The 23,216-nt window shown below is 42.6% G+C and carries 19 protein-coding genes and 1 pseudogene; 18 read left to right on the forward strand and 2 right to left on the reverse strand.

Annotated features, from left to right (window positions below; all coding sequences use genetic code 11):
• Window positions 1-18 precede the first annotated feature (18 nt).
• The 17 genes and pseudogenes from ACTQ1L_RS08580 (at window position 19) to efp (ending at window position 18,198) form a co-directional block, all read left to right on the forward strand.
• The gene (locus ACTQ1L_RS08580) at window positions 19-1,449 is read left to right on the forward strand and encodes an alanine/glycine:cation symporter family protein (RefSeq protein ID WP_441366600.1); all 1,431 of its coding nucleotides are present in this window, start codon (window positions 19-21) and stop codon (window positions 1,447-1,449) included.
• Window positions 1,450-1,468: 19 nt separating this feature from the next.
• On the forward strand, window positions 1,469-2,824 hold the full coding sequence (locus ACTQ1L_RS08585; RefSeq protein WP_441366602.1) for a sodium-dependent transporter: 1,356 nt from the start codon (window positions 1,469-1,471) through the stop codon (window positions 2,822-2,824).
• Between the two features lie 39 nt (window positions 2,825-2,863).
• Complete coding sequence (locus tag ACTQ1L_RS08590) at window positions 2,864-3,766, forward strand: hypothetical protein (protein ID WP_321110905.1); 903 nt, start codon at window positions 2,864-2,866, stop codon at window positions 3,764-3,766.
• Between the two features lie 68 nt (window positions 3,767-3,834).
• Window positions 3,835-4,686, forward strand: coding sequence for a hypothetical protein (locus ACTQ1L_RS08595; protein ID WP_441366604.1), 852 nt, complete (start codon window positions 3,835-3,837; stop codon window positions 4,684-4,686).
• Between the two features lie 153 nt (window positions 4,687-4,839).
• On the forward strand, window positions 4,840-5,793 hold the full coding sequence (locus ACTQ1L_RS08600; RefSeq protein WP_441366606.1) for an AAA family ATPase: 954 nt from the start codon (window positions 4,840-4,842) through the stop codon (window positions 5,791-5,793).
• Window positions 5,786-6,823, forward strand: coding sequence for a DUF58 domain-containing protein (locus ACTQ1L_RS08605; protein ID WP_441366609.1), 1,038 nt, complete (start codon window positions 5,786-5,788; stop codon window positions 6,821-6,823). The genes ACTQ1L_RS08600 and ACTQ1L_RS08605 overlap by 8 nt, the downstream gene beginning before the upstream one ends.
• Entirely contained in the window at window positions 6,798-9,458 is a 2,661-nt protein-coding gene (locus tag ACTQ1L_RS08610; protein WP_441366610.1) for a transglutaminase-like domain-containing protein, read from the forward strand. The genes ACTQ1L_RS08605 and ACTQ1L_RS08610 overlap by 26 nt, the downstream gene beginning before the upstream one ends.
• Window positions 9,459-9,659: 201 nt before the next feature.
• Window positions 9,660-11,879, forward strand: coding sequence for a glucose PTS transporter subunit IIA (locus tag ACTQ1L_RS08615; protein ID WP_441366612.1), 2,220 nt, complete (start codon window positions 9,660-9,662; stop codon window positions 11,877-11,879).
• Window positions 11,880-11,984: 105 nt separating this feature from the next.
• Window positions 11,985-12,140 (forward strand): annotated as a pseudogene (locus tag ACTQ1L_RS08620) (PRD domain-containing protein); the annotation flags it as partial.
• A gap of 191 nt (window positions 12,141-12,331) precedes the next feature.
• Window positions 12,332-13,681 carry an ATP-binding protein gene (locus ACTQ1L_RS08625; protein ID WP_441366614.1) on the forward strand — a complete coding sequence of 450 codons (1,350 nt, stop codon included), beginning with the start codon at window positions 12,332-12,334 and terminating at the stop codon, window positions 13,679-13,681.
• A 294-nt stretch (window positions 13,682-13,975) separates the two neighbouring features.
• Window positions 13,976-15,076 (forward strand): redox-regulated ATPase YchF, encoded by a 1,101-nt coding sequence (ychF, locus tag ACTQ1L_RS08630; protein WP_012742285.1) that lies wholly within the window; start codon window positions 13,976-13,978, stop codon window positions 15,074-15,076.
• Between the two features lie 75 nt (window positions 15,077-15,151).
• On the forward strand, window positions 15,152-15,409 hold the full coding sequence (locus ACTQ1L_RS08635) for a YlmC/YmxH family sporulation protein (protein ID WP_321110894.1): 258 nt from the start codon (window positions 15,152-15,154) through the stop codon (window positions 15,407-15,409).
• 218 nt (window positions 15,410-15,627) lie between these two features.
• Window positions 15,628-16,083: a transcriptional regulator NrdR gene (nrdR, locus tag ACTQ1L_RS08640; protein ID WP_012742287.1), complete on the forward strand. Its 456-nt coding sequence runs from the start codon at window positions 15,628-15,630 to the stop codon at window positions 16,081-16,083.
• Between the two features lie 45 nt (window positions 16,084-16,128).
• Complete coding sequence (locus ACTQ1L_RS08645; protein WP_441366617.1) at window positions 16,129-16,536, forward strand: hypothetical protein; 408 nt, start codon at window positions 16,129-16,131, stop codon at window positions 16,534-16,536.
• A complete protein-coding gene (locus tag ACTQ1L_RS08650) occupies window positions 16,533-17,039 on the forward strand; it encodes a YqeG family HAD IIIA-type phosphatase (protein ID WP_441366619.1) in 507 nt (168 codons plus the stop codon). Before ACTQ1L_RS08645 ends, ACTQ1L_RS08650 begins: the two co-directional genes overlap by 4 nt.
• Window positions 17,040-17,078: 39 nt before the next feature.
• Entirely contained in the window at window positions 17,079-17,522 is a 444-nt protein-coding gene (gene rpiB / locus ACTQ1L_RS08655) for a ribose 5-phosphate isomerase B (protein WP_441366621.1), read from the forward strand.
• Between the two features lie 118 nt (window positions 17,523-17,640).
• Window positions 17,641-18,198: an elongation factor P gene (gene efp, locus ACTQ1L_RS08660; RefSeq protein ID WP_321110890.1), complete on the forward strand. Its 558-nt coding sequence runs from the start codon at window positions 17,641-17,643 to the stop codon at window positions 18,196-18,198.
• Window positions 18,199-18,257: 59 nt separating this feature from the next.
• Here the strand turns inward: efp and ACTQ1L_RS08665 are convergent, their stop codons facing one another.
• Window positions 18,258-19,565, reverse strand: coding sequence for an oligosaccharide flippase family protein (locus tag ACTQ1L_RS08665; protein WP_441366622.1), 1,308 nt, complete (start codon window positions 19,563-19,565; stop codon window positions 18,258-18,260).
• A 134-nt stretch (window positions 19,566-19,699) separates the two neighbouring features.
• Entirely contained in the window at window positions 19,700-20,530 is an 831-nt protein-coding gene (locus tag ACTQ1L_RS08670; protein ID WP_441366624.1) for a Cof-type HAD-IIB family hydrolase, read from the reverse strand.
• Between the two features lie 198 nt (window positions 20,531-20,728).
• Between ACTQ1L_RS08670 and ACTQ1L_RS08675 the strand changes: the two genes are divergently transcribed.
• The gene (locus tag ACTQ1L_RS08675) at window positions 20,729-23,179 is read left to right on the forward strand and encodes a homocysteine S-methyltransferase family protein (protein ID WP_441366625.1); all 2,451 of its coding nucleotides are present in this window, start codon (window positions 20,729-20,731) and stop codon (window positions 23,177-23,179) included.
• Window positions 23,180-23,216: the final 37 nt, after the last annotated feature.

A 23,216-nucleotide genomic window follows, 5' to 3' on the forward strand; every position in this document is an offset into this window, starting at 1 on the left:
AAGGGGACGATATTTACTATGATAGTAGCACTTATTGAAAAAGTTTATTCTTTTTTGTGGGGAGATCTGATACACATTCCACTGCCCGGCGGTGGGAGCGTGGGAATCTCCCTGCTCATAATTCTTTTGATTCCGACAGGAATTTATTTCACTGTAAGGACAAGACTTTTACCAATTAGAATGTTTCCGGACATGATAAAGGCGCTGACAGGTAAAAAGGAAAATAAGGACAGCCTGTCCACGTTCCAGACACTCATTGTCTCTACGGCGACGAGAGTGGGCATGGGTAATCTGGTTGGTGTTGTGGCTGCCATATCAGTGGGAGGCGCAGGTGCGGTTTTCTGGATGTGGATAACAGCCATTATAGGTTCATCCACGGCTTTTGTGGAGGCTACACTGGCACAGCTTCACAAGGAGCCGGATCCATTGTACTCAGGCTATCGTGGAGGTCCGGCGTATTACATACACCATTACTTTGAGGATAAATCAGGCAAAAAGAAAAAACATGTTATTATAGCTGTTTTGTTTGCTATATCCGGACTAATCTGTTGGTGTGGCATAAGTCAGGTTATAAGCAATTCAGTTACATCGTCATTTGAAAATGCATTTGGCATACCACCTATTTACACTACCGTAATTTTAGTTGCAGTGGCCGCTGTCATTGTGCTTAGGAAAAATGCTACGGTAAAGGTGCTTGACATAGTTGTTCCTATCATGGCGGTGTGCTATTTTGCCATAACCATTTTTATCATAATTAAAAATATAGGCATGATGCCATCGGTTTTTTCAAGGATATTTGAGGAAGCCTTCGGTATCAGGCAGGTGGCTGCGGGAGGCTTTGGAGCGGTGCTCATGAACGGTGTAAAGAGAGGTCTTTTTTCAAATGAGGCAGGCTCAGGCTCAGCTCCATGCGCTGCAGCGGCGGCAGAGTGCGATACTCCTGTAAAGGCAGGACTGACGCAGGCGCTCGGTGTATTTATAGATACGATAGTGATTTGCAGCTGTACGGCAATGATCATGCTAACAGCACCGGAGAATATAGTGGCAGGGAAAGAGGGCATGGATTTATTACAGTCAGCTATGAGGTATCATCTTGGAGATTTTGGAGTTATTTTTATAGCAGTCACATTGTTTTTATTCAGCTTTTCCACATTCCTTGGTATACTTTTTTATGCAAGGAGTAATGTTGCGTACCTGTTTGGGGATAACTGGATTTCACAGACCATGTACAAGGTGCTGGCTCTTGTTATGCTGTTTGTAGGCGGTATCGCGGCATATACATTTGTCTGGGATCTTGGAGATGTAGGAATCGGCCTTATGACTATATTCAATACAGGTATTCTCTATCTGATGGGTGGACAGGCAATAAAGGAGCTGCGATGCTTCGAGAACAGCAAAGCAAAAAGCAATAGTCAATGCTCACATCAGGGTGATAACGTAACGCAATAACAATAGGAGATATATAAATATGAAAAGAGAATCCTTTAAATCACGTCTTGGATTTATACTGGTAAGTGCAGGATGCGCTATAGGCATAGGCAATGTATGGCGTTTTCCGTATGTGACAGGTCAAAACGGTGGCGGTATTTTTGTACTGTTTTACCTTATATTTCTGATATGCATGGGACTTCCGGTGCTTACAATGGAGCTTGCTGTAGGCCGAGCCAGCAGAAAAAGTGCTGTGATGAGCTACAAGGCTCTTGAGAAGGAGGGCAGTAAATGGCATATTCACGGATGGATAGCCATGCTTGGCTGCTACATGCTCATGATGTATTACACAACAGTCTCAGGCTGGATGGTTGCGTATTTCTTTAAATTCCTAAAGGGAGATTTTACATCAGGCATGAATGCTGATGACACGGCAGCTGCATTTGAAAATCTGCTTGCAGAACCCAGGCAGATGGCTTTCTGGATGATAGTTACGGTTGTGCTTGGCTTTTTGGTGTGCAGCCGTGGTCTGCAGAATGGGCTTGAGAAAATCAGTAAATTTATGATGAGTGCTCTGCTCTTGCTTATAATTGTTCTTGCGGTGCACAGTATCACGCTTTCAGGTGCGTTGGAAGGAGTGAAATTCTATCTTGTTCCAAATCTGGATGCGGTTTCTGAAATTGGAATAAAGAATGTCATAACAGCAGCCATGAATCAGGCATTTTTTACGCTGAGTCTGGGTGTGGCCGCAATGGAGATATTCGGCAGCTATATGGGAAAGGATCGCACTCTTGCAGGTGAGGGTGCAAAAATATGTGCTCTTGATACATTTGTGGCTATCATGTCAGGCCTTATCATTTTCCCGGCTTGCTTCAGCTATGGGGTGGAGGTAGGCGCAGGACCAAGCCTTATCTTTATCACTTTGCCAAATGTATTTGTAAATATGCAGGGAGGCCGCATATGGGGCTGTCTTTTCTTCTTGTTTATGACCTTTGCCAGCTTTTCAACCGTTATTGCGGTATTTGAGAATATTATGTCATTTGCCATTGATATGTTTGGCTGGTCCAGAAACAAGGCTGCACTCGTAAACGCAGTGATAATACTCATTGCGAGTATGCCGTGTGTGCTTGGATACAATGTGTGGAGCAATCTGCACTTTATAGGAGGCAGAGATGTGCTTGACAGTGAGGATTTTATAGTTAGTAATCTGCTTCTTCCGATTGGTTCCCTTGTCTATCTGCTTTTTTGCGTGACAAAGTGGGGCTGGGGCTTTGATAAGTATATAGATGAGGCAAATACAGGAGCAGGACTTAAAATTTCAAGGAAGCTTAAGCCGTATTTTCAGTTCATACTGCCGCTTTTAGTTTTGTTTATTTTTATACAGGGATTGATATAGTTACGTATTTTTTGAAAATCAGACAGGAGAGTGTAAAATATGTTAGATCAGAATACATTTATAGAGACAGTGCAGAGCGTGGCCGAGATTATCAGGACATCAGCGGAGCCGATAGGCAGAGATGAAATCATGTCTTATTTTAAGGATATGGAGCTTAATAAGGCGCAGGAGGATATGGTATTTGAATTTCTCATCACACCACATGAGCAGGAGAATGAGAGTGCAGGTGATTATGAGGATGAATCACAGGAAGAATTACATGGGGATGAATCGTCTGAAAATGCTGCATTAAACAATGTAATTTACTCAGAAGGAGATTCGATGGATGCCATAGCAGGTGGAAAGAATAATAAGGCTGAGCAGGATAATGAAGCTGAGCCTGACATAGATGAGGATAGCCTTATCCCGGATTCACCTATGTTTAGGATGTATCTTGAGGAGCTTGAAGAGATACCTGATTATACGAAAGCCGAGCAGGACGATATGTACAAAAAGCTGCTCGCAGGTGATGAGAGTGTGATACACACTATATCAAATTTCTGGCTCAAAAGTGTGCTTGCCATGGCAAAGAAGCTTGCCGTTACATCAGAGGGCTTTGAGGACGTAGTACAGGAGGGAAACATGGGACTTTTCATGTGCCTTACTGAGCTCTGCGGCTGCGGGGATGAGATAGATGTGGAAAAAGAGCTTTTGGATGCCATAGAGGAGTCTATGAAAGAGTGTATCAGGGAGCAGACCGGTGAGGATGAGAGCGAGAATACTGTGGTAGGAAAGGTTTCATTGGTAAACCGTGCAGTGGAGAAACTAAAATCCGATAAGGGTTTTGAGCCGAGCCTTAGTGAGCTTTCAGGCTACACCGGCGTGGATGAGGAAGAGCTTGAAAAGCTTCTTGAGCTTATCAAAAAGGCTGATGTGGAGAAAAATAAACAGGACAGTAAATAATCGGTGTCATTTGTAGATTTGTGTCATATATTAAACCATACCTGAATATATGAAAGGATGGAAAATATATGGCACGATTTACTAATCAGGCACAGCTTCGTTATGGCAACAATGTAGCCAATTCAAATATAGCAGTCGGAGAAATACTGGAGGTGCTTTCTGCTACGAAAACAGCAGTCAAAAACACCTACAATCAAAACGATACAATAACCTATGTGGTGAGCATCGTAAACTCCGGAAATACCGCGATAAACGGTCTGACACTTTCTGACAATCTAGGTGCTTATACCTTTAACACCAACACTCTTGTACCATTAACCTATGTGAATAACACCGCAAAATACTATACAAACGGCACACTCCAGGCAGCGCCTGCAGTAACCCAGGGACCGCCTCTTAGCATCACAGGCATAAATGTCCCGGCAGGTGGCAATGCTACTGTCATCTATGAGGCAGCGTTAAATGAGTATGCTCCTCTTGGCATAGAGGCTGCAGTCACAAACACTGCTACAGTTAGCGGTACCGGAATCACTCCGGTCACAGCAGCAGAGACGGTAAATGCCGAGGCTGCACCAAATCTTGCAATTACTAAGTCGGTAAGCCCTGTTCCTGTGACGGAAAACGGTACACTGACCTATACCTTCAGGATTCAAAACTACGGAAGCGTTGCGGCAACCAATACCACAGGCGTGGTTATAACAGACACATTTGCTCCGGTTTTGAACAATCTTACAGCCGCATTAAACGGCACAGCCTGGACTGCAGCTACAGATTACACTTACAATGAGACGACAGGCACATTTTCGAGCACGGCAGGTGCAATCACTGTTCCGGCTGCAACATACACACAGGATAGCACAACCGGAGCGTGGGTTGTCACACCGGGTGAGAGCACACTTGTCATCACAGGAACAGTGTAGCGGCAGAGGTGATTAATTTTAAGACTTGTTTAATTTAAGGGATAAAAGTTGAAATATTGATACTAAATATGTAAAATAAATATAGCTATTTATGAATAAGATGATGAAGACGATCATCAGCAGTTATAATTGATTAACCGGGGGATAAGACAAATGAATAATGCACAGTTAGTGATATACGAAGTAAAAAAGGCAGTAAAGGGCAAGGATGATTGTATCATCAAGGCATTTGCTGCCTTTTTGGCAGGTGGACATATACTGCTTGAGGATGTGCCGGGAGTGGGCAAGACTACGCTTGCAGTAGCTTTTTCAAGGGCTATGGCGCTTGTGAATCACAGAGTACAGTTCACTCCGGATGTGCTGCCTGCTGATATACTTGGCTTTTCGATGTATCAGAAGCAGACCGGAGAGTTTGTGTACCGCGAGGGTGCCGTGATGTGTAATCTGTTTCTGGCAGATGAGATTAACAGAACAAGTCCCAAAACACAGTCTGCGCTTTTGGAGGTTATGGAGGAAGGAAATGTCACTGTGGATGGAATAAGCAGGAAGGTCCCGGAGCCGTTTATAGTGATGGCCACTCAAAATCCAAAGGGCAGCGCCGGTACACAGCTGTTGCCGGAGTCACAGATTGACAGGTTTATGATATGTATGAGCATGGGATATCCTTCACATGATGCAGAGGTGGATATCGCAAAGGGCAAAAGTGTGAAGGCTGATGAGTATACGATAAAGCCTGTTATGAATGCACAGGGACTTGTTGAGATGCAGGGAGAGGTTGAGCAGGTGTTTATACATGACAGTATTTATTCGTACATTGTGGATCTGGTTGATGCGACAAGGACCAGTCCGTACATTGAGCTGGGAGTGAGTCCGAGAGGTACGATTGCGTGTGTTAGGATGGCAAAGGCATATGCGTATCTGAGCGGGCGAAGCTATGTCATACCATCTGATGTGGTTTCTGTATTTGCGGATGTGACAAAGCACAGAATCGTGCTAAATACCAAGGCGAGAGTATCACACGTATCAGAGCTTTCAGTGATAGATGAGATACTAAAGGCTGTTAAACAGCCGACAACTTATGTGAAAAAGGCAGGTAATCGTGATTAGTTTTTTGATAGGAATAATTACTGCAGCTATAGTTTTTTATATGTCGATGATATACGGTAATGCTGCGCTGGCACTGCTTGGCTGCTTTATGTGTGTGTTTATGGTGCTGACATTTATAGCATTGCTTGTAAAGGCGCGCCGTGCGGTGGCAGCTATAAACATTCCGATAGCTATCGCCACACAGGGCGAGAGTATCAGGGTGAGTCTTTCCTGCCGGCTGAAGGAGGCAGGCTTTGATAGTGTAAAATACCGTGTAACAGTGAAAAATAATTTATCCGGCGAAAAAAGTACAAAATGGCTGTCAGGAGGCAGTGATTTTTTGTACAGCGTGAACCTATGCGGCAATTATGAATTTGAGCTTGTAAGGATAAAGCTATATGATTTTTCGAGGCTTTTTTTTGTCACGAAAAGAGTTAAAAAATATGCAAATGTTGAGGTGATGCCGCAGATTGATGAGATTCCTGTGAGGATAACGGACAGAGTGAGAAATTTCTTTGGAGATTCTGATATATATGATGATATAAGACCGGGATATGATCCGTCTGAGATGTTTGATGTCAGAAAGTTTCAAAACGGTGACAGGCTGCAGAGTGTGCACTGGAAGCTTTCTGCAAGGACTGATGAGCTGATGGTAAAGGAAAACAGCCTGCCAAAGGCATGTGCGGTTGCCATAGTCGCAGACTTAAAGGGGATAAAGAAGGGCAGACAGGCGGATGCTTTTATGAAGCTTCTTGTCTCACTTTCCTTTTCACTTATGGATCAAAAATGCCCTCATTATGTGGCATGGTATGATACCGCCATAAACGATATTGTGAGAGCCAGAGTGGATGACGAGGAGGGCTTTTACATATTTTTGAACAGTTTTCTTAAAATAAAGCCGGATACAAAAAATGATGCACTTTTTTTGTATGAGGAAAAGTACCGGGCAGAAAAGCTTGTGTGTCTGCTTAGCGTGGACGGAAGACTTCAGATAAAAAGGGGAGAGGAGATAGTTGGCAGAGCGGATGAAAAAAACGAGATTGTCATCTAGAAAAAGCAGATGGCAGAGATCTGACACAAATGAGATAAAGCCTGATTATAATAATGCATTTACAGTGCTTGGTGTTCTGATTACTGAACTTGCCAATGCAGCTGCAGCAGTACTTCTTACGGTGTGTGCAGTGTCTGTTGTGAATACGACCGTTTCACATGTGAGATGCCCATATTATGTGTATGTGTGGCTGTTTATTTTTTCGGTGATAAGCGGCTTTATAAACAGGCTTACATCGCTTGATACAAGAAAATGGGTGCGCCATGCGATAAATACGGGGCTGCTGCTTGTATTTTTGCTTGGAGTGTTTATTGCAAACTGGCAGGCTGCAGAGCATATAAAAGACGGCTTTTTGTATGTAAAGGGCAGGTATCTTGAGATAATAAATGTGTACTATGGCACTTCATTTGTCTGTCCAAAGGGCGATAAAGCCTTTGCGGGGGCATTTGTTGGCTTTGTATCGTTTATAGTTATGCTTTTGCTGGTGACACTGGCGGTTCAAATTAAAAGAAGACGCATGCTCACATTATTTCCAACGCTTATGCTTGCGGTACAGCTGTGCATAGGCAAAAGCCCCAGTGTCAGCGAGGTCGTTATGCTCACACTGTGTACACTCTGGTGTCTTATCGCAGATGGCAACGCACGCACAGTGGCAGGATATGATGCAAATGGCAGTGCACAGGGCAATGAGGCTTTAAGGATAGCAGCGTCGTTTTTATACATGGTGGCAGTGTCGGCAGTACTTTTCATATGTGTATTTGCGTTTGAACCTCTTGCTGATACACTTGCCGGTAAAAAGCCGCAGATGCTTGCCTTTCAGAAGGATTTGGAGGGCAGCGTAAAGTCATTCTTCAGCTTGGGAATTGATTTACAGGATGGCACGGTTAGTAATCACTATCCAAGCTACAGTGAAAAAACAGTGATGATGGTAGAAGCAAAGGCAGGAGTACCTTCTAATATTTATCTGAGAAGCTTCTACGGTGATACCTATGAGAATGGCAGATGGATTAAAAAGTCTGATTTTTCCGGGATGGAAAAAGAGTATCATGATGCTTCAAGGATGACAGCCTGGCAGACTGCAATCGGATTAGCCACGCTGCTTGATGGTTATTATGATGATGAGACCAATCCTGCCACCGAAAAGTATACAATCACGATGAAGAAGCTTTCCACCAAATACACCTATTTGCCGTACTGTATCGACCCGTACAGTATAGATGCCAAGGGCGATATAGATTTTGACGAAGACTTTGTTATCACAAAGGATAAAGCGACAAAGACTATCGAGGTGTCGGCGTGTCCCGGTTTTTTCGATGGTAGTCTGGAAATGTCTATCCTTGAGCCGGAGCAGCCTCTTGAGGTCAACAATGATTTCTATGTGGCATACAATGATTATGTAATGGAAAACTATACTGAAAAGCAGGGCGGTGACGGAATTGTTGCAAAAGATGCGAAGCTGCTTCTTAGGACCGGACAGCTCACAAGCAATATGATGTACACAGGCGATATAAGAGAAAATGATGCCAACAGGATTGCGGCAGCACAGCTGGTGCAGCAGTTTCTGACATCGAAGGCTTTTAAGTTCAGCAAAAATCCTCCTTCAACAGGCGGGAAGGATGTAGTTGAAAATTTCCTCTCAAATAGCAGACAGGGCTTTTGTGTGCATTTTGCATCGGCTGGCACGATGATACTCAGACAGATGGGCGTTCCATGCCGTTATGTAAGCGGATACTGTGCAAAGGAGGACAGCTTCAAATCCGGTGAAAATGATGAGGATATATGTGAGGTGAAGGATTCGCAGTCGCATGCCTGGGTTGAAATATATCTGGATGATTTCGGATGGATTCCGGTGGAGGTGACACCGGGATATTTTGAGTATGTGACAGGTGAGAATCCGTTTGACTATATTGGTGTCAAAGAAAAGAAAACGAATGCCGGTGATGCTTTGGATGATACTGAGAATATGAATGATGCTGCGGTAAATGAAGATAATGCATATGAAGATGCAGCAGATCAAGATGCAGAAAATGAAGATACAGAAAATACAGATGTAAAAAATGATGGCACAGCAAACGATACTACAGCTAACAGTGCATCAAACCAATATGAGTCAGGTGATGGAAGTGAGAATGCTTATGGTTCACAGTCAGGTGCGGATAAACGTACAGATGCTCAGAACTCAAAAACGAGACTTCATATACCACCGGTGATTTTAAAAACCTCACTCTGTGTGATTTTTCTGACTGCACTTACAGCCATCATAGTTTATATCAAAAGGCGAAGAAAAATTTTGTGGGAAGCAAGACTTGCAAAAAGGGTGAAAAAAGGCCGTTACAGCAGGGCAGCAATAATGATAAACAACCGCATCTACAAAGGACTGGGACATCCTTCAAAAAACAGGACAGATGAGCTTTATCTGGCTAACCTTAAGGAAAAATATTGCGGACCGGATTATTGCGAAATCCACTGGGACGAGTACATGCGCATCATACAAAAGGCTGTGTATTCATCAGAGGGCATCACAGGTGAAGAATGCTTTATGGTGATGGAAACATGGAGGCGTCTGGAGAAAAAAGACATTAGACATAATTCACAAAAAAACATGTATAAAAACAGCATGATTAACAAAAAATAAACTCGTAAGGTAAATTGTGTTGAAATAATAAGGCTTCTGTGATATAAACTTAAGCAGACGTGTTACTTTTAGGGAGGCATTTGTCGTACATAACTTTTAACAGGGTTAGTGTATGATAAGTGCCTCCTTTTTGTCGCTGGAGCAAAAAAGAATGATAGGTGCAAATCGGTACATACCCTGCATTTATAGGAGGAAAAGCTCATGAAAGACAAAATTTTTGGTGTCCTGCAGAGAGTAGGACGAAGCTTCATGCTTCCAATCGCAATCCTTCCGGTAGCAGGCTTGCTTTTAGGACTAGGAAGCTCATTCACCAACACCACAACAATTGAGACCTATGGTTTACAGTGGCTGCTCGGAGATAAGACTATACTCCATGCACTTCTTGTAATCATGAATGCGGTCGGAAGTGCCATATTCGATAACCTTCCGCTCATTTTTGCGGTCGGAGTAGCAATCGGAATGGCAAAGAAGGAAAAAGAGGTGTCAGCACTTTCAGCAGTCATAGCATACTTTGTTATGAATGTATCAATCAATGCGATGCTCAAGATTTCCGGAAAAATCCTTGCAGACGGAAGCATTGCAAAGGATGTGCTTGATGGAACCATCACATCAGTATGCGGTATCCAGTCGCTGCAGATGGGCGTGTTTGGCGGAATTATCGTAGGACTTGGAGTGGCAGCACTGCACAACCGTTTCTACAAGATTGAACTGCCGAATGCATTGTCATTTTTCGGTGGAACAAGATTTGTGCCTATCATATCAACAGTGGTATATCTTTTTGTAGGAATCTTAATGTATTTTATCTGGCCGACAGTGCAGAACGGAATCTATGCACTCGGCGGAGTGGTGACAGGAACAGGATATTTCGGAACACTTCTCTTTGGTATCATAAAGAGAGCACTTATTCCATTCGGACTGCACCATGTATTTTACATGCCGTTCTGGCAGACAGCAGTCGGTGGAACGATGGAGGTTGCAGGACATATGGTTGAGGGTGGACAGAACATCTTCTTCGCACAGCTTGCTGACTCTGCAAACATCGCACATTTCAGTGCCGGTGCCACAAGATATTTCTCGGGAGAGTTCATTTTCATGATTTTCGGTCTTCCGGGAGCAGCACTTGCAATGTATAAATGTGCAAAGCCGGAAAAGAAAAAACAGGCAGGAAGCCTTTTACTTTCTGCAACACTTGCATGTATGTTTACAGGAATCACAGAGCCTCTTGAGTTCTCATTCCTTTTTGTAGCACCGGCTCTCTTTGCAGTACAGGTAGTGCTCGCAGGAAGCGCATACATGATAGCACATATTTTAAACATCGCTGTAGGACTTACTTTCTCAGGAGGATTACTTGATTTCTTCCTGTTTGGTATATTGCAGGGGAATGAAAAGACAAGCTGGATGCTTGTGATTCCGGTGGGAATAGTATATTTCTTACTGTATTACTTTATTTTCAGCTTCTTTATAAAGAAGTTTGATTTAAAAACTCCGGGCCGTGAGGATGACGACACTAAGACAAAGCTATACACCAAGGCAGATGTAAATGAAAGAAAAGCTGCTAAGGACGTAAAGAACTCTGACGAAAAAGCAGGGACTGTAGCAGATGAGCTCTCACAGACCATATCACGAGGTCTCGGCGGCAAAGCCAATATCTCAGATGTGGACTGCTGTGCAACAAGGCTTCGTATCACAGTAATTGATCCCGACAAGGTAAACGATGCGCTTCTTAAATCAACAGGAGCATCAGGAGTCGTGCACAAGGGACAGGGCGTACAGATTATCTATGGACCAAGAGTAACAGTGATTAAATCAAATCTGGAGGATTATCTTGCAAGCGTGACAGAGGAGCATTTCGAGGACGATGCAGTAGAAAATAATACAGCAGACGCATCAAAGACAAAAGATTCAAACCCCTCTTCTGATAAAGCACAGGATTCGGATGTTGAATCAGAGCCGACAAGCACAGTTATCATCTCAAGCCCTATGACAGGAATAGCAGCAGACCTCTCAACAGCGCCGGACGAGGCCTTCGCCGGCAAAATGATGGGTGACGGAGCAGTAGTCACACCTGAGGAGGGGATAGTTGTAGCACCTGAGGATGGAACTGTTTTATTCGTTTTTGATACAAAGCATGCTTTGGGATTTACAACCGACTCAGGAATTGGTATGATAATCCATGTAGGAATTGATACAGTAAAGCTCGAGGGTAAAGGCTTTGACGTACAGGTTGAGGCAGGATGCCATGTTAATAAGGGCGATGTGCTCATGAAGCTTGACCTTGACTACTTAAAGGCGAACGCACCATCAGTTACCACTCCTGTCATCTGCACAGAGCTAAAAGATAATCAGAAAATCCGCCTCATCACAGACGGACCGATTAAGGCAGGAGAGCCTCTCTACGCAGTTGACACCTACGAGAAGTAATTCATACTTCATGATAATTGAATTGTCCGGTTATGTTAATAATAAATCCTAGATTATTCACGGCTGTGCCATGAATAATCTAGGTTAAAGGTTGATCTCAATCAGTTTATCGAGAAAAATTACCCGGAGTCATTCGCACTGGCAGGTGAGATATGTAAGGAGCTTGGAAAGGACTTAAATCATGAGTTTTTGGACAATGAGACAGGCTACCTTGCCATACATATCGAGCAGATTAAGTGTGATGAGATGGTAAGTGAATAAAAAATGTGAAAATCTTCCTGCACATTAGGTTATGTGTGGGAAGGTTTTTTCTGTGAAAGAAGAACAGCAACGGAAGAAATGGATGGGGATTTGCGTAAAAAAATAGATATAACAAATGGGGATTTGCGTAAAAAATCAGTTTACACGAGTGGGGATTCGGAATATAATAGTAACAAAGAGGTGATTTTTATATGGAAAGACATGTATTTAAACGTAAAATTTATAATGAAATACTTGAATGGAAAATCAACCGAAGCGACAAATATGCACTTCTTGTGAAAGGTGCCAGGCGAACCGGCAAGTCGACGATTGTTGAAGAATTTGCTAAAAATGAATTTAAATCATATATCCTGATTGATTTTGCGCATACAAGCAAGGATATTATTGCTTTATTTGATGACACATATGAGCTTGATTTCTTCTTTTTACAGCTACAGCAGTTAACCGGTGTGAGATTATATGAAAATGAATCCGTTATAATATTTGATGAGGTCCAGCTTTTGCCAAAAGCAAGACAGGCAATCAAGTATCTTGTTGCTGATGGCCGATATAAATATATAGAAACAGGTTCATTGATTTCGATAAAAAAGAATACGATGGATATATTAATACCAAGTGAAGAGCATATGATATCTATGTATCCTATGGATTTTGAAGAGTTTTTGTGGGCAATAGATGACGAAATCACAGCAGAGACGATTAAACTACTTTTAAAAAATAAAAAAGCAGCAGGAAATGCGATGCATAGAAATTTGATGCGTAAATTTAGACTGTATATGCTAATCGGAGGAATGCCTCAGGCTATTGAAGCTTATCTGGAACATAATAATCTTCAGATTGTGGATGAAACGAAAAGGGAGATTGTTGAGTTATATGAAGAGGATTTTACAAAAATAGATGGAACCGGACTGGCAGGAGATATATATGATGCAATTCCGGCAAGTCTTAGTAAAAATGCATCAAGATATGTGTTGTCAAAAGCGAGAGAAGGGGTACGTGCAAAACAAGTGAGAGAGATATTACCTGATATACTCAGCTCATATACTGTAAATATTGCATATCATGCAAACAACCCCGGGGTTGGAATGTCTCTGGAAAAGGATATAGACAGATACAAGCTATTTACATCAGATGTTGGACTGTTTATTACGCTTGCATTTAAGGATAAAAAATATACGGATAATATAATCTATAATAAGCTGTTGTCAGACAAGCTGGAAGCAAACCTGGGATATGTTTATGAAAATGCGGTAGCACAGATGTTGACAGCAAAAGGAAACAATCTGTTTTATTACACAATGAAAAGTGAAACTTCAAATCATTTGTACGAGATAGATTTCCTGCTATCAAATGGAACTAAAATTAATCCTATTGAAGTGAAATCCGGAAATTACAGAGAGCATAAATCATTGGATACATTTTGTGAGAAATTTAGCAGCCGAATCAGAGAAAAATATGTTGTTCATACAAAAGACTATAAATGGGAGAATGGGATAGATTATCTGCCTGTGTATATGATACCATTTATTGAAGGAGAATAAAGGATTTGTTTTAGCTGAAAGTGTTGATAAAATCGTACGAAATACGTAAAATAATGGTACGAAGAAAGGAGGTATCAAAATCATTGTTTGGAATATTGCCAAAGGAGGCAGATATAGAAGCTGCAAAAGCAGAAAGGCTTGGTGAAAAATAGATGCGGTTGTTGAAAAGCTTGATGATGAGTATGTTAAAATTATGTACAAATCTTCCTTAATGTGGTACACTACATAGTTGTATCAACAAACATCCGATACATAAAATACATATGAAATCAATTTAAAGGAGATATATATACCATGAAACTCGGCATCGTCGGACTTCCGAACGTCGGAAAGTCTACATTATTCAACTCACTCACAAAGGCAGGAGCACTTTCAGCAAACTATCCTTTTGCTACAATCGACCCAAACGTAGGTATTGTTTCAGTGCCTGACGAGAGAATCGTAAAGCTCGGAGAGCTCTATCACACAAAGAAGGTTACACCTGCAACAATCGAATTTGTTGATATCGCAGGTCTTGTGAAGGGAGCCAGTAAGGGTGAGGGACTTGGAAACCAGTTCCTTGCAAATATCCGTGAGGTGGATGCAATCGTACACGTGGTGCGCTGCTTTGAGGATACAAACATTATCCATGTAGATGGCTCTGTAGATCCTGCAAGAGATATCGAGACAATCAATCTTGAGCTTATTTTCTCGGATGTTGAGATTCTCGACAGGCGAATTGCAAAGATTGCAAAGCAGGCAAGAATGGACAAGACACTTGCAAAGGAGCTTGAGCTTGTTGAGGCAGTAAAGGCTCATCTTGAGGACGGAAAGATGGCCAGAACCTTTGAAGTGCCTGATGATGAGGATGCACAGCTTTGGTTCAAGGGCTATAATCTACTTACAGCAAAGCCTACCATCTACGCAGCAAACGTATCAGAGGACGACCTCGCAGATGACGGCGCAAGCAATCCGCATGTTGCAAAGGTAAGAGAGATGGCAAAGGAAGAGGGCGCAGAGGTATTTGTTATCTGTGCACAGATTGAGCAGGAGCTTGCAGATCTCGATGAGGACGAAAAGAAGGAGTACCTTGAGGATTTAGGTGTTGAGTCAAGCGGTCTCGATAAGCTTGTAGCAGCCAGCTATTCACTTCTCGGACTTATTTCCTTCCTCACAGCAGGAGAAGATGAGTGCCGTGCATGGACTATAAAGAAAGGTACAAAGGCACCACAGGCAGCCGGCAAGATACATACTGACTTTGAGCGTGGCTTCATCAAGGCGGAGGTAGTCAATTATCAGGATCTTCTCGACAACGGAAGCCTTGCAGCCGCAAGAGAAAAGGGCATCGTAGGCATGGAAGGAAAAGAGTACGTTGTTAAGGACGGAGATGTAATTCTTTTCAGATTTAATGTATAATTTTATAAATAAAACGCTTTTATAAGCACAAAATCAAAAAGAAACGCATAAGATAGACCAAGGGAGGTCTGTTTTATGCGTTTTCTGGATTTATGCGAAAAAGAGGTTGTGAGCGTGGAGGAGGGCAGGTTCATAGGGCATGTGCGTGACCTTGAGTTTGACCCGCTCTGTGGCAAAATCTGTGCGATTATCGTGCCGGGACCGGGAAAATATATGGGAATATTTTGCAGGGATTATGAATATTGTATTCCATGGGTTAAGATTGTGAAGATTGGACCTGATATAATATTGGTAAATATATGTGAGTCTGATATGCGGCGCAAGCTGTTGTGATTTTATAAATAGGTAACTGCTCAGAACCATTGATAACAAAAATGTGATAAAAAAGTTAAAATCAGTACAAAACATATTGACAACGAAAATTAGTATAGATATACTGAAATATGTATAGGTCTTTTTAAATACAGATGATGATTTGAAGTATTATAATATAATGAGAAACAAAGATATTTTGCTTCTTCATATTATATGATATCTACGGAGGGTACAGCATGAAGTGTCCATTTTGCAGTAGTGACAACACAAGGGTAATAGACTCAAGACCAGCTGATGACAACAGCTCTATCAGGCGCAGAAGGCTGTGCGATGATTGTGGCAAGCGTTTCACTACATATGAGAAGGTGGAGACAATCCCACTCATCGTTATAAAAAAGGACAACAACAGAGAGCAGTATGACCGCTCCAAGATTGAAAAGGGCGTGCTTCTTGCATGTCACAAGAGACCGATTTCAGCAGATACAATCTCAAAGCTTGTAGATGAGGTTGAGATAGAAATCTTTGCCAGAGAGGAAAAGGAAATCTCTACATCACTCATCGGAGAGCTGATTATGGACAGATTAAAGGACCTTGATGCGGTAGCATATGTGAGGTTTGCGTCAGTTTACAGAGAGTTTAAGGATGTCAACACCTTTATGACAGAGCTTAAAAAGATGCTTGACACCAAATAGTGTTTAGTTAGCAGTATTTATTTTGAAAAGGATGTGAAAGCACGTATGAACATTTCCGGTATTCGCCCGAGCGAAGGCTTTTATTCATACAATTCCATAAGGTTAAACGAGCTTAGAAACAGCCAGATTATGAGGTCAAAGCAGGCGGTGGATGACACAGCTTCGCAGCAATCCATTGCTGATGATACAGCTGATTACGAGGCTGCAAGGGCAAGGCAGAGCTTTACTTCGCTTGATTATGCAAATACATATGATTCCAATGCGAGCTATGAGCTTAAGGGTGCTGACAGTGATATCAGCTCGCTTGATGTCACAAAGGCAGTATACAATTTAGACAAGGATAAGGTATTGCAGCAGTATCAGCATTTTGTCGGCAGCGCGGATGGTATGATTATGCAACATGCGGCCTTGAATGAACAGATTAACAGGGAGACAGAGAATTTTATACTATGAGTTTTTTATACCCGGGAGAGTACATTGACTCGACATATAGCATAGATTTTGATAAATTATATAAGGAGGGATACAGGGGCATTATTTTTGATATCGACAACACCCTTGTGACTCATGGTTCGCCTGCTGATGAGCGGGCGATTGCATTGTTTAAGCATCTTAAGGAGCTTGGCTTTTCGTGTCTGGTGCTCTCAAACAATAAGGAGCCGCGTGTGAAGAGCTTTGCTAAGCAGCTTGGGATAAAGTATATCTACAAGGCAGGAAAGCCCAAGCCGTCCGGCTATCGTACGGCGATGGAGAAGCTTGGCACAGATACGAAAAACACTCTTTTTGTGGGAGATCAGATATTTACAGATATCATCGGAGCTAATCTTACGGGCATCAGATCAATACTTGTAGCACCTATTGACCCACATGAGGAGATACAGATTGTGCTTAAGCGCTTTATTGAAAAGCCTGTAATTGCATGCTACAAGAGGCATTTGAAGAAAGTAAATAAATAATTTTTAACTAATAATTTAAAATTTGGAGGCATATATATTATGAAGATTGCAATCGGAAACGATCACGCAGCAGTTGAGCTTAAAAAGACAATAATGGAGTACGTTGAGAGCATGGGGCACGAGGTGACCAACTTCGGCACAGATTCAAGTGAGAGTTGCAATTACCCGGAGTATGGTGAGAAGGTGGCTAATGCAGTGGCGTCAGGCGAGTTTGACTGCGGAATACTGATATGCGGTACCGGTGTAGGTATCTCAATAGCAGCCAATAAGGTCAACGGTATCCGTGCGGCAGTTTGTTCAGACACAGCCACAGCACGCCTTGTAAAACAGCACAACAATGCCAATATCATAGCCTTTGGTGAGAGGATTGTAGGTGTTGAGCTTGCAAAGGATATCGTAAAGGCTTATCTGACAGCCGAGTTTGAGGGCAGCAGACACGCAAAGAGAATAGCTATGATATCGGATATCGAGGCTAGAAACTAATATAAAACCAATACAAATTCATGCAATAGAAAATAAATACTTGAAATGTATTGCTTTTTATTGTAGAATGGACGAATGAGAGAGCTTAGGCTCGCACGATTTAAGGAGGAAGTAACTAATGATTTCAGCAGGAGATTTCAGAAACGGTGTTACTATCGAGTTCGAGGGAAACATCTATCAGATTATCGAATTTCAGCATGTTAAACCAGGAAAAGGTGCAGCATTTGTACGTACAAAGTTAAAGAATATCATCAGTGGTGGTGTTGTTGAGAAGACATTCCGTCCAACAGAGAAATGCCCTACAGCACACATTGACCGTAAGGATATGCAGTATCTTTATGCAGATGATGATTTCTATCATTTCATGGATGTTGAGACATATGACCAGATTGACTTACCAAAGGATGAGGTTGGCGATTCTCTCAAGTTTGTAAAAGAGAACGAGATGTGTAAGGTTTGCTCACACAAGGGCAATGTATTTGCAGTTGAGCCACCACTTTTCGTTGAGCTTACTGTTACAGAGACAGAGCCTGGCTTTAAGGGTGATACAGCAACAGGTGCTACAAAGCCTGCTACAGTTGAGACAGGTGCTACAGTTTATGTACCACTTTTTGTTGAGACAGATGATGTTATCAAGATTGATACAAGAACAGGTGAGTACCTTTCACGTGTATAATCTGTAGTTTTAAGAGTCTGCACATATTCCGGTATGCTTGGAGTATGTGCAGGCTTTTTTTATTTGTGTGCTGTGTGGCAGGTGAGAATTCCGACAGCAAGTGTCATAAACACATGCGACACAAGCATAGCCCACAGATATGCATCTATCCCATAGTGGGGGACGAGAAGCATAATCATCAGAATTCTTATCGCACAGGTGAGCAGATTGACGAAGAGCACCTGCTTTGCTTTGCCCAGACCATGCAGTATGCTGCAGAGCATTCCACTTATGTGCATCAACGGGCACAGAAAACACAGCCTTCTAAGAAAATATCCACAAAGCTTCGATGAGAAAAGAAAAACCCCTATAAAATCCGACAGCAGATAGAATATGCATGTAAAGATAAGTCCAAAGCATAGCCCGAATAAGGCACAGGAGTTTATGGTTTTAGTGATTTTTGTATCCTTTCCGGCGGCATTTGCTTCAGAAATGGATGGCAGAAGCATCACGCAGGCGCAGCTGCAAAGCACACCGGGGAATAAAAGTACGGGAAGGGTGAGACCGGAAATGGTTCCGAATATGTCAAGGGCCAATGCCGGTGATAGTCCGTAGAGTTTAAGAGTTCTCGGGATAAGCACATTTTCGACGGAGGATGAAAAGCTTGCCAATATGTAGTTAAGCGATAAAGGGATGAAAAGCGCAGCCATGCCATAGGCTGTTGTTTTCAGGCTTTTGACGGATATTTTAAAGTATGAGAAATCTTTTTTTATTGTGATAACGGAAAAGACGGTTGCGCTCGCTTCGCCTGCCACGATGCCGTATATAGAGTATACAGGCTTAAAGCAGCTGCCCCCGTCAGATAGTATTGCGTATATCAGATAGCAGGTGCCAATGCGTGCGGTCTGCTCAATTAATTGAGTGGCAGCTGGAACGGCTGCTTTTTTCAATCCATAATAGTATCCGTTTATGCAGGAATGGATAGCAGCGGGCAGAATGGAAAAGGACAGCGCCTTGACAAGCTCTGTACAGCGTGACTCACTTAAAATACAAATGCTTATGTAGTGGGCATTGGAATACATAATAATTGTGAGTAAAAGAGCAATGGTGGCTGACATAATTATTGCGCAAATGAGTATAATCTGTCTGTTTTGAGGCTTTTCGGCAACAAGCTTTGATGTAGCGGTCTGAAAACCGTTGCAGCAGAGTGACATGCATACGGACATGAGTGGAATCACAAGCTGATAGAGTCCAAGACCTGTTGAGCCCATGACGTTATTAAGAAATATGCGAAAGAAAAAACCCATAAACCGACTGGTTGTTCCGGCAAGTGTCAGGAAGATAGTTCCGGTCACAAGTGGATTGGATAAATATTTTTTTACAATCAAAAAATCACCTGTCATATGTTGTCTTAGAAGTATATGTGCTTCCGGGGATATATATGACAGATGATTGTTTTATTGTGTGTCAAACAGCTATTATGATCTTATATGACAGTTATCGCTATCTTAATGATGTGAGATTAACCCATAAAGTGGCGGATAGCCTTGGCTACGCCGTCATTTTCGTTTGTGTCGGTGACGTAATCAGCCTGTGCCTTAAGCTCATCGGTTGCATTTCCCATGGCCACGCCGATGTGTGCGGCTTTTACGATAGCCATGTCGTTTTCGGTGTCACCGACAGCCATTGTCTCATCAGCTGCTATATTCAGGATTTGAGCCAGCTTGTGAAGTGCCACACCTTTGTCAACGCCTGCTTTTGTGAATTCCAGATTACCGTAGCCACCGCTTACGAGCGTGATTTCAGGGATTTTTTTCAGATGTTCAAATACTTCGTCGCGGCAGTAGTAGTTATCATCTGCATCCTTTGGGAAATTGATGGTCATTTTCTGCATATGGTAATTGTTTTCGCGCATCATTTCAGTGATATCGTTCACACGTTTTCTGGTTGTCATGATGTATTCCTTAATAGAAGGAGGCATTTTGAGCTCCTTTGCATCCTCGAGACACTTGTATGGAGAATAGCCACAGCCGTTTATGAAGGCATCCATATGAACGCGCTTTGTCATCAGATAATCAATTATTGAAAACGCTGTCTCATCAGAAAGGCAGTTTTCGTAAAGACATTTTTGGGTGTCAATCTCGTAGATTGCACTTCCGTTTGCAGTGATAGCGTAGCGGATGCCGGTGTCCTTAATTGCCTCAAACGGCAGCCCTCCTAATGGACGGCCGGTGGAGATGACCACATTTATTCCGGCAGCAGTTGCCTCTTTTATAGCTTTTATATTTTCCTTGGATATCTGACTTTTGTTGTTGAAAAGTGTTCCGTCAAGATCTAAAGCGATAAGTTTCATAAGAAATCCTTTCTTTTGTTTGAAAAATATAGTGTTTTAGTATATTATGTGAATAGACTATTGATTTTTTTGTTTTAAAATCGGTTACAATGATAATATAAATTATCACAAATTTCAAGGATGAAGAGCACATAGCTTTTGCTTTGAAATACTTTACACTGTGGAGTAAATAACAGCTGAAACAGAAAAGGAAACGAAATGACAAGAGAAGAATTCAGAAAATATATCAGAGAAAACATAGTTATCCTGGATGGAGCGACCGGTACAAACCTGATGGCAGCGGGCATGCCGGTAGGGGTGTGTCCGGAGGAATGGGTGATGGAGCATCCGCAGGTGATTCTTGATTTGCAGAAGGCTTATGTCGATAACGGCACGAATATTGTTTATGCACCTACATTTACAGGAAACCGGATTAAGCTTTTAGAATATGGTTTACAGGAGAAAATTAACGAGATAAATACCACACTGGTTGGCCTGTCAAAGCAGGCTGTAGGGGATAGGGCACTTGTAGCAGCAGACATGACGATGACCGGCAGACAGCTTTTTCCACTCGGGGATCTGATGTTTGAGGAGCTTTTGGAGGTGTACAAGGAGCAGGCGAGGATCCTTGATGCGGCGGGCGCAGATGTTTTTGTGGTTGAGACAATGATGAGTCTTCAGGAGTGCAGAGCGGCAGTGCTTGCTATAAAAGAGGTAAGCGACCTGCCTATTATGGTGACACTCACCTATAACGAGGATGGCAGGACTCTTTTTGGTACACCGCCTGAGACAGCAGTTGTTGTGCTGCAGTCACTTGGAGTGGATGCAATCGGTGTGAACTGTTCGACGGGACCAGCTGAGATGATAGCGCTGGTTGAAAAAATGGCAGAGTACTCTACAGTTCCTCTTATTGCAAAGCCAAATGCCGGGCTTCCGGAGCTTGAGGACGGTAAAACTGTATACAAGATGACTCCGGATATGTTTGCGAATGCGATGAAAGGGCTTGTGAAGGCAGGTGCATCTATTGTCGGAGGCTGTTGTGGCACCACGCCGGAGCATATACGTGCTCTCACAGAGGCCGTAAAGTCAATGCCTGTTCATAAGCCGCTTGAGCACCATAGAAGAGTGCTTGCGTCCGAACGGAAGAATGTAGAGATTGACTTAGATGGCAACTTTACTGTGGTCGGAGAGAGAATCAATCCTACAGGCAAGAAAAAGCTGCAGGCACAGCTTCGTGAGGGAAAGCTTGACCTGGTGCGCCAGATGGCTATGGAGCAGGAGACAAATGGTGCGAGAATACTTGATATCAATATGGGCATGAATGGTATCGATGAGAAGGAGATGATGAAATCGGTTATATATGAGGTTTCATCTACAGTGGACTGTCCACTTTGTATTGATTCAAGCTATGTGGAGGTAATAGAGGAGGCTCTTAAGATTTATCCGGGAAGAGCTCTCATCAATTCTATTTCCCTTGAGACAGAAAAGATGGAAAAGCTTCTGCCTCTTGCGGCAAAATATGGGGCGATGTTTATACTCTTACCACTTTCGGATGCAGGATTGCCAAAGGATGTCGAGGAGAAAAAGCAGATTATAAATACTATTTATGACAAGGCACTTTCGCTTGGAATGGCACATGAGGATATCGTGGTGGATGGACTTGTTGCGACAATAGGTGCAAATCCAAAGGCCGCAATCGAGTGCTATGAGACCATTGCGTACTGCAAGGATGAGAAAAAGCTTCCTACAATATGCGGACTTTCAAATATATCCTTCGGACTGCCTGAGCGTATGTACGTGAACACAGCGTTTCTTACAATGGCCATATGCAAGGGACTCACCATGGCTATTGCCAATCCATCACAGGAGCTTTTGATGAATGCTGCATTTGCATCGGATATGCTGCTCGACAGACCTGACAGCGATATAGCATACATCGAGCGCATGAGCAGGCTTGCGGAGGAAAAGGCCCAATATGAGACTGTTGTTGTGAAAAAGTCGGACAATGATGCGTCTGCTTCAAACGACACATGCGCAGTGGGCAGTAAGGATGCGGTATTTCAGGCTGTCTTAAAGGGAAACAAGGGCAGTATAATTGATGAAGTAAAGAAAATGCTTTCTGATGGGGCAAAGCCTGACGAGATTATTAATAACAGCCTGATTCCGGCTATTAATGAGGTGGGAGAGCTTTTCAACCAGAAGAAGTATTTCCTGCCACAGCTTATCGGCAGTGCAAATACCATGAAGCTTGCTATAGAACATCTCGAGCCACTGCTTGAGAAGAAAGACTCAGGGGAGGATATGCCGACTCTTGTCATTGCAACGGTGGAGGGGGATATCCATGATATAGGAAAGAACCTTGTTGTGCTTATGCTTAAAAACTATGGCTACAACGTGATTGATATGGGAAAGGATGTGCCTTGTGAGGATATTGTCAACAAGGCGATTGAGACGAATGCGGCGGTTATCGGACTGTCAGCTCTTATGACTACAACCATGATGCGCATGAAGGATGTAGTGGAAATCTGCAAGGAAAAGGGCTGTAAGAGTAAGGTTGTAATCGGTGGAGCCTGCATTACACAGAGCTTTGCAGACGAGATAGGAGCTGACGGATATTCAAAGGATGCAGCAGAGTGCGTGAAACTTGTGGAGAGACTTCTGAATAGTTAAAATTTTTTAAATAAAATGAAAAAAGTTGTTGACAATA

The organism is Agathobacter sp. LCP21S3_B2 (assembly GCF_052118705.1).
GTDB lineage: Bacteria > Bacillota > Clostridia > Lachnospirales > Lachnospiraceae > Roseburia.

Coding starts and splice junctions, on each gene's coding strand:
- ACTQ1L_RS08645 (WP_441366617.1), top strand. CDS start 16,129: ATGAACATTTCCGGTATTCGCCCGAGCGAAGGCTTTTATTCATACAAT.
- nrdR (WP_012742287.1), top strand. CDS start 15,628: ATGAAGTGTCCATTTTGCAGTAGTGACAACACAAGGGTAATAGACTCA.
- ACTQ1L_RS08650 (WP_441366619.1), top strand. CDS start 16,533: ATGAGTTTTTTATACCCGGGAGAGTACATTGACTCGACATATAGCATA.
- ACTQ1L_RS08635 (WP_321110894.1), top strand. CDS start 15,152: ATGCGTTTTCTGGATTTATGCGAAAAAGAGGTTGTGAGCGTGGAGGAG.
- ACTQ1L_RS08595 (WP_441366604.1), top strand. CDS start 3,835: ATGGCACGATTTACTAATCAGGCACAGCTTCGTTATGGCAACAATGTA.
- rpiB (WP_441366621.1), top strand. CDS start 17,079: ATGAAGATTGCAATCGGAAACGATCACGCAGCAGTTGAGCTTAAAAAG.
- ACTQ1L_RS08600 (WP_441366606.1), top strand. CDS start 4,840: ATGAATAATGCACAGTTAGTGATATACGAAGTAAAAAAGGCAGTAAAG.
- ACTQ1L_RS08585 (WP_441366602.1), top strand. CDS start 1,469: ATGAAAAGAGAATCCTTTAAATCACGTCTTGGATTTATACTGGTAAGT.
- ACTQ1L_RS08610 (WP_441366610.1), top strand. CDS start 6,798: ATGAAAAAAACGAGATTGTCATCTAGAAAAAGCAGATGGCAGAGATCT.
- ACTQ1L_RS08615 (WP_441366612.1), top strand. CDS start 9,660: ATGAAAGACAAAATTTTTGGTGTCCTGCAGAGAGTAGGACGAAGCTTC.
- efp (WP_321110890.1), top strand. CDS start 17,641: ATGATTTCAGCAGGAGATTTCAGAAACGGTGTTACTATCGAGTTCGAG.
- ACTQ1L_RS08675 (WP_441366625.1), top strand. CDS start 20,729: ATGACAAGAGAAGAATTCAGAAAATATATCAGAGAAAACATAGTTATC.
- ACTQ1L_RS08590 (WP_321110905.1), top strand. CDS start 2,864: ATGTTAGATCAGAATACATTTATAGAGACAGTGCAGAGCGTGGCCGAG.
- ACTQ1L_RS08580 (WP_441366600.1), top strand. CDS start 19: ATGATAGTAGCACTTATTGAAAAAGTTTATTCTTTTTTGTGGGGAGAT.
- ACTQ1L_RS08670 (WP_441366624.1), bottom strand. CDS start 20,530: ATGAAACTTATCGCTTTAGATCTTGACGGAACACTTTTCAACAACAAA.
- ychF (WP_012742285.1), top strand. CDS start 13,976: ATGAAACTCGGCATCGTCGGACTTCCGAACGTCGGAAAGTCTACATTA.
- ACTQ1L_RS08625 (WP_441366614.1), top strand. CDS start 12,332: ATGGAAAGACATGTATTTAAACGTAAAATTTATAATGAAATACTTGAA.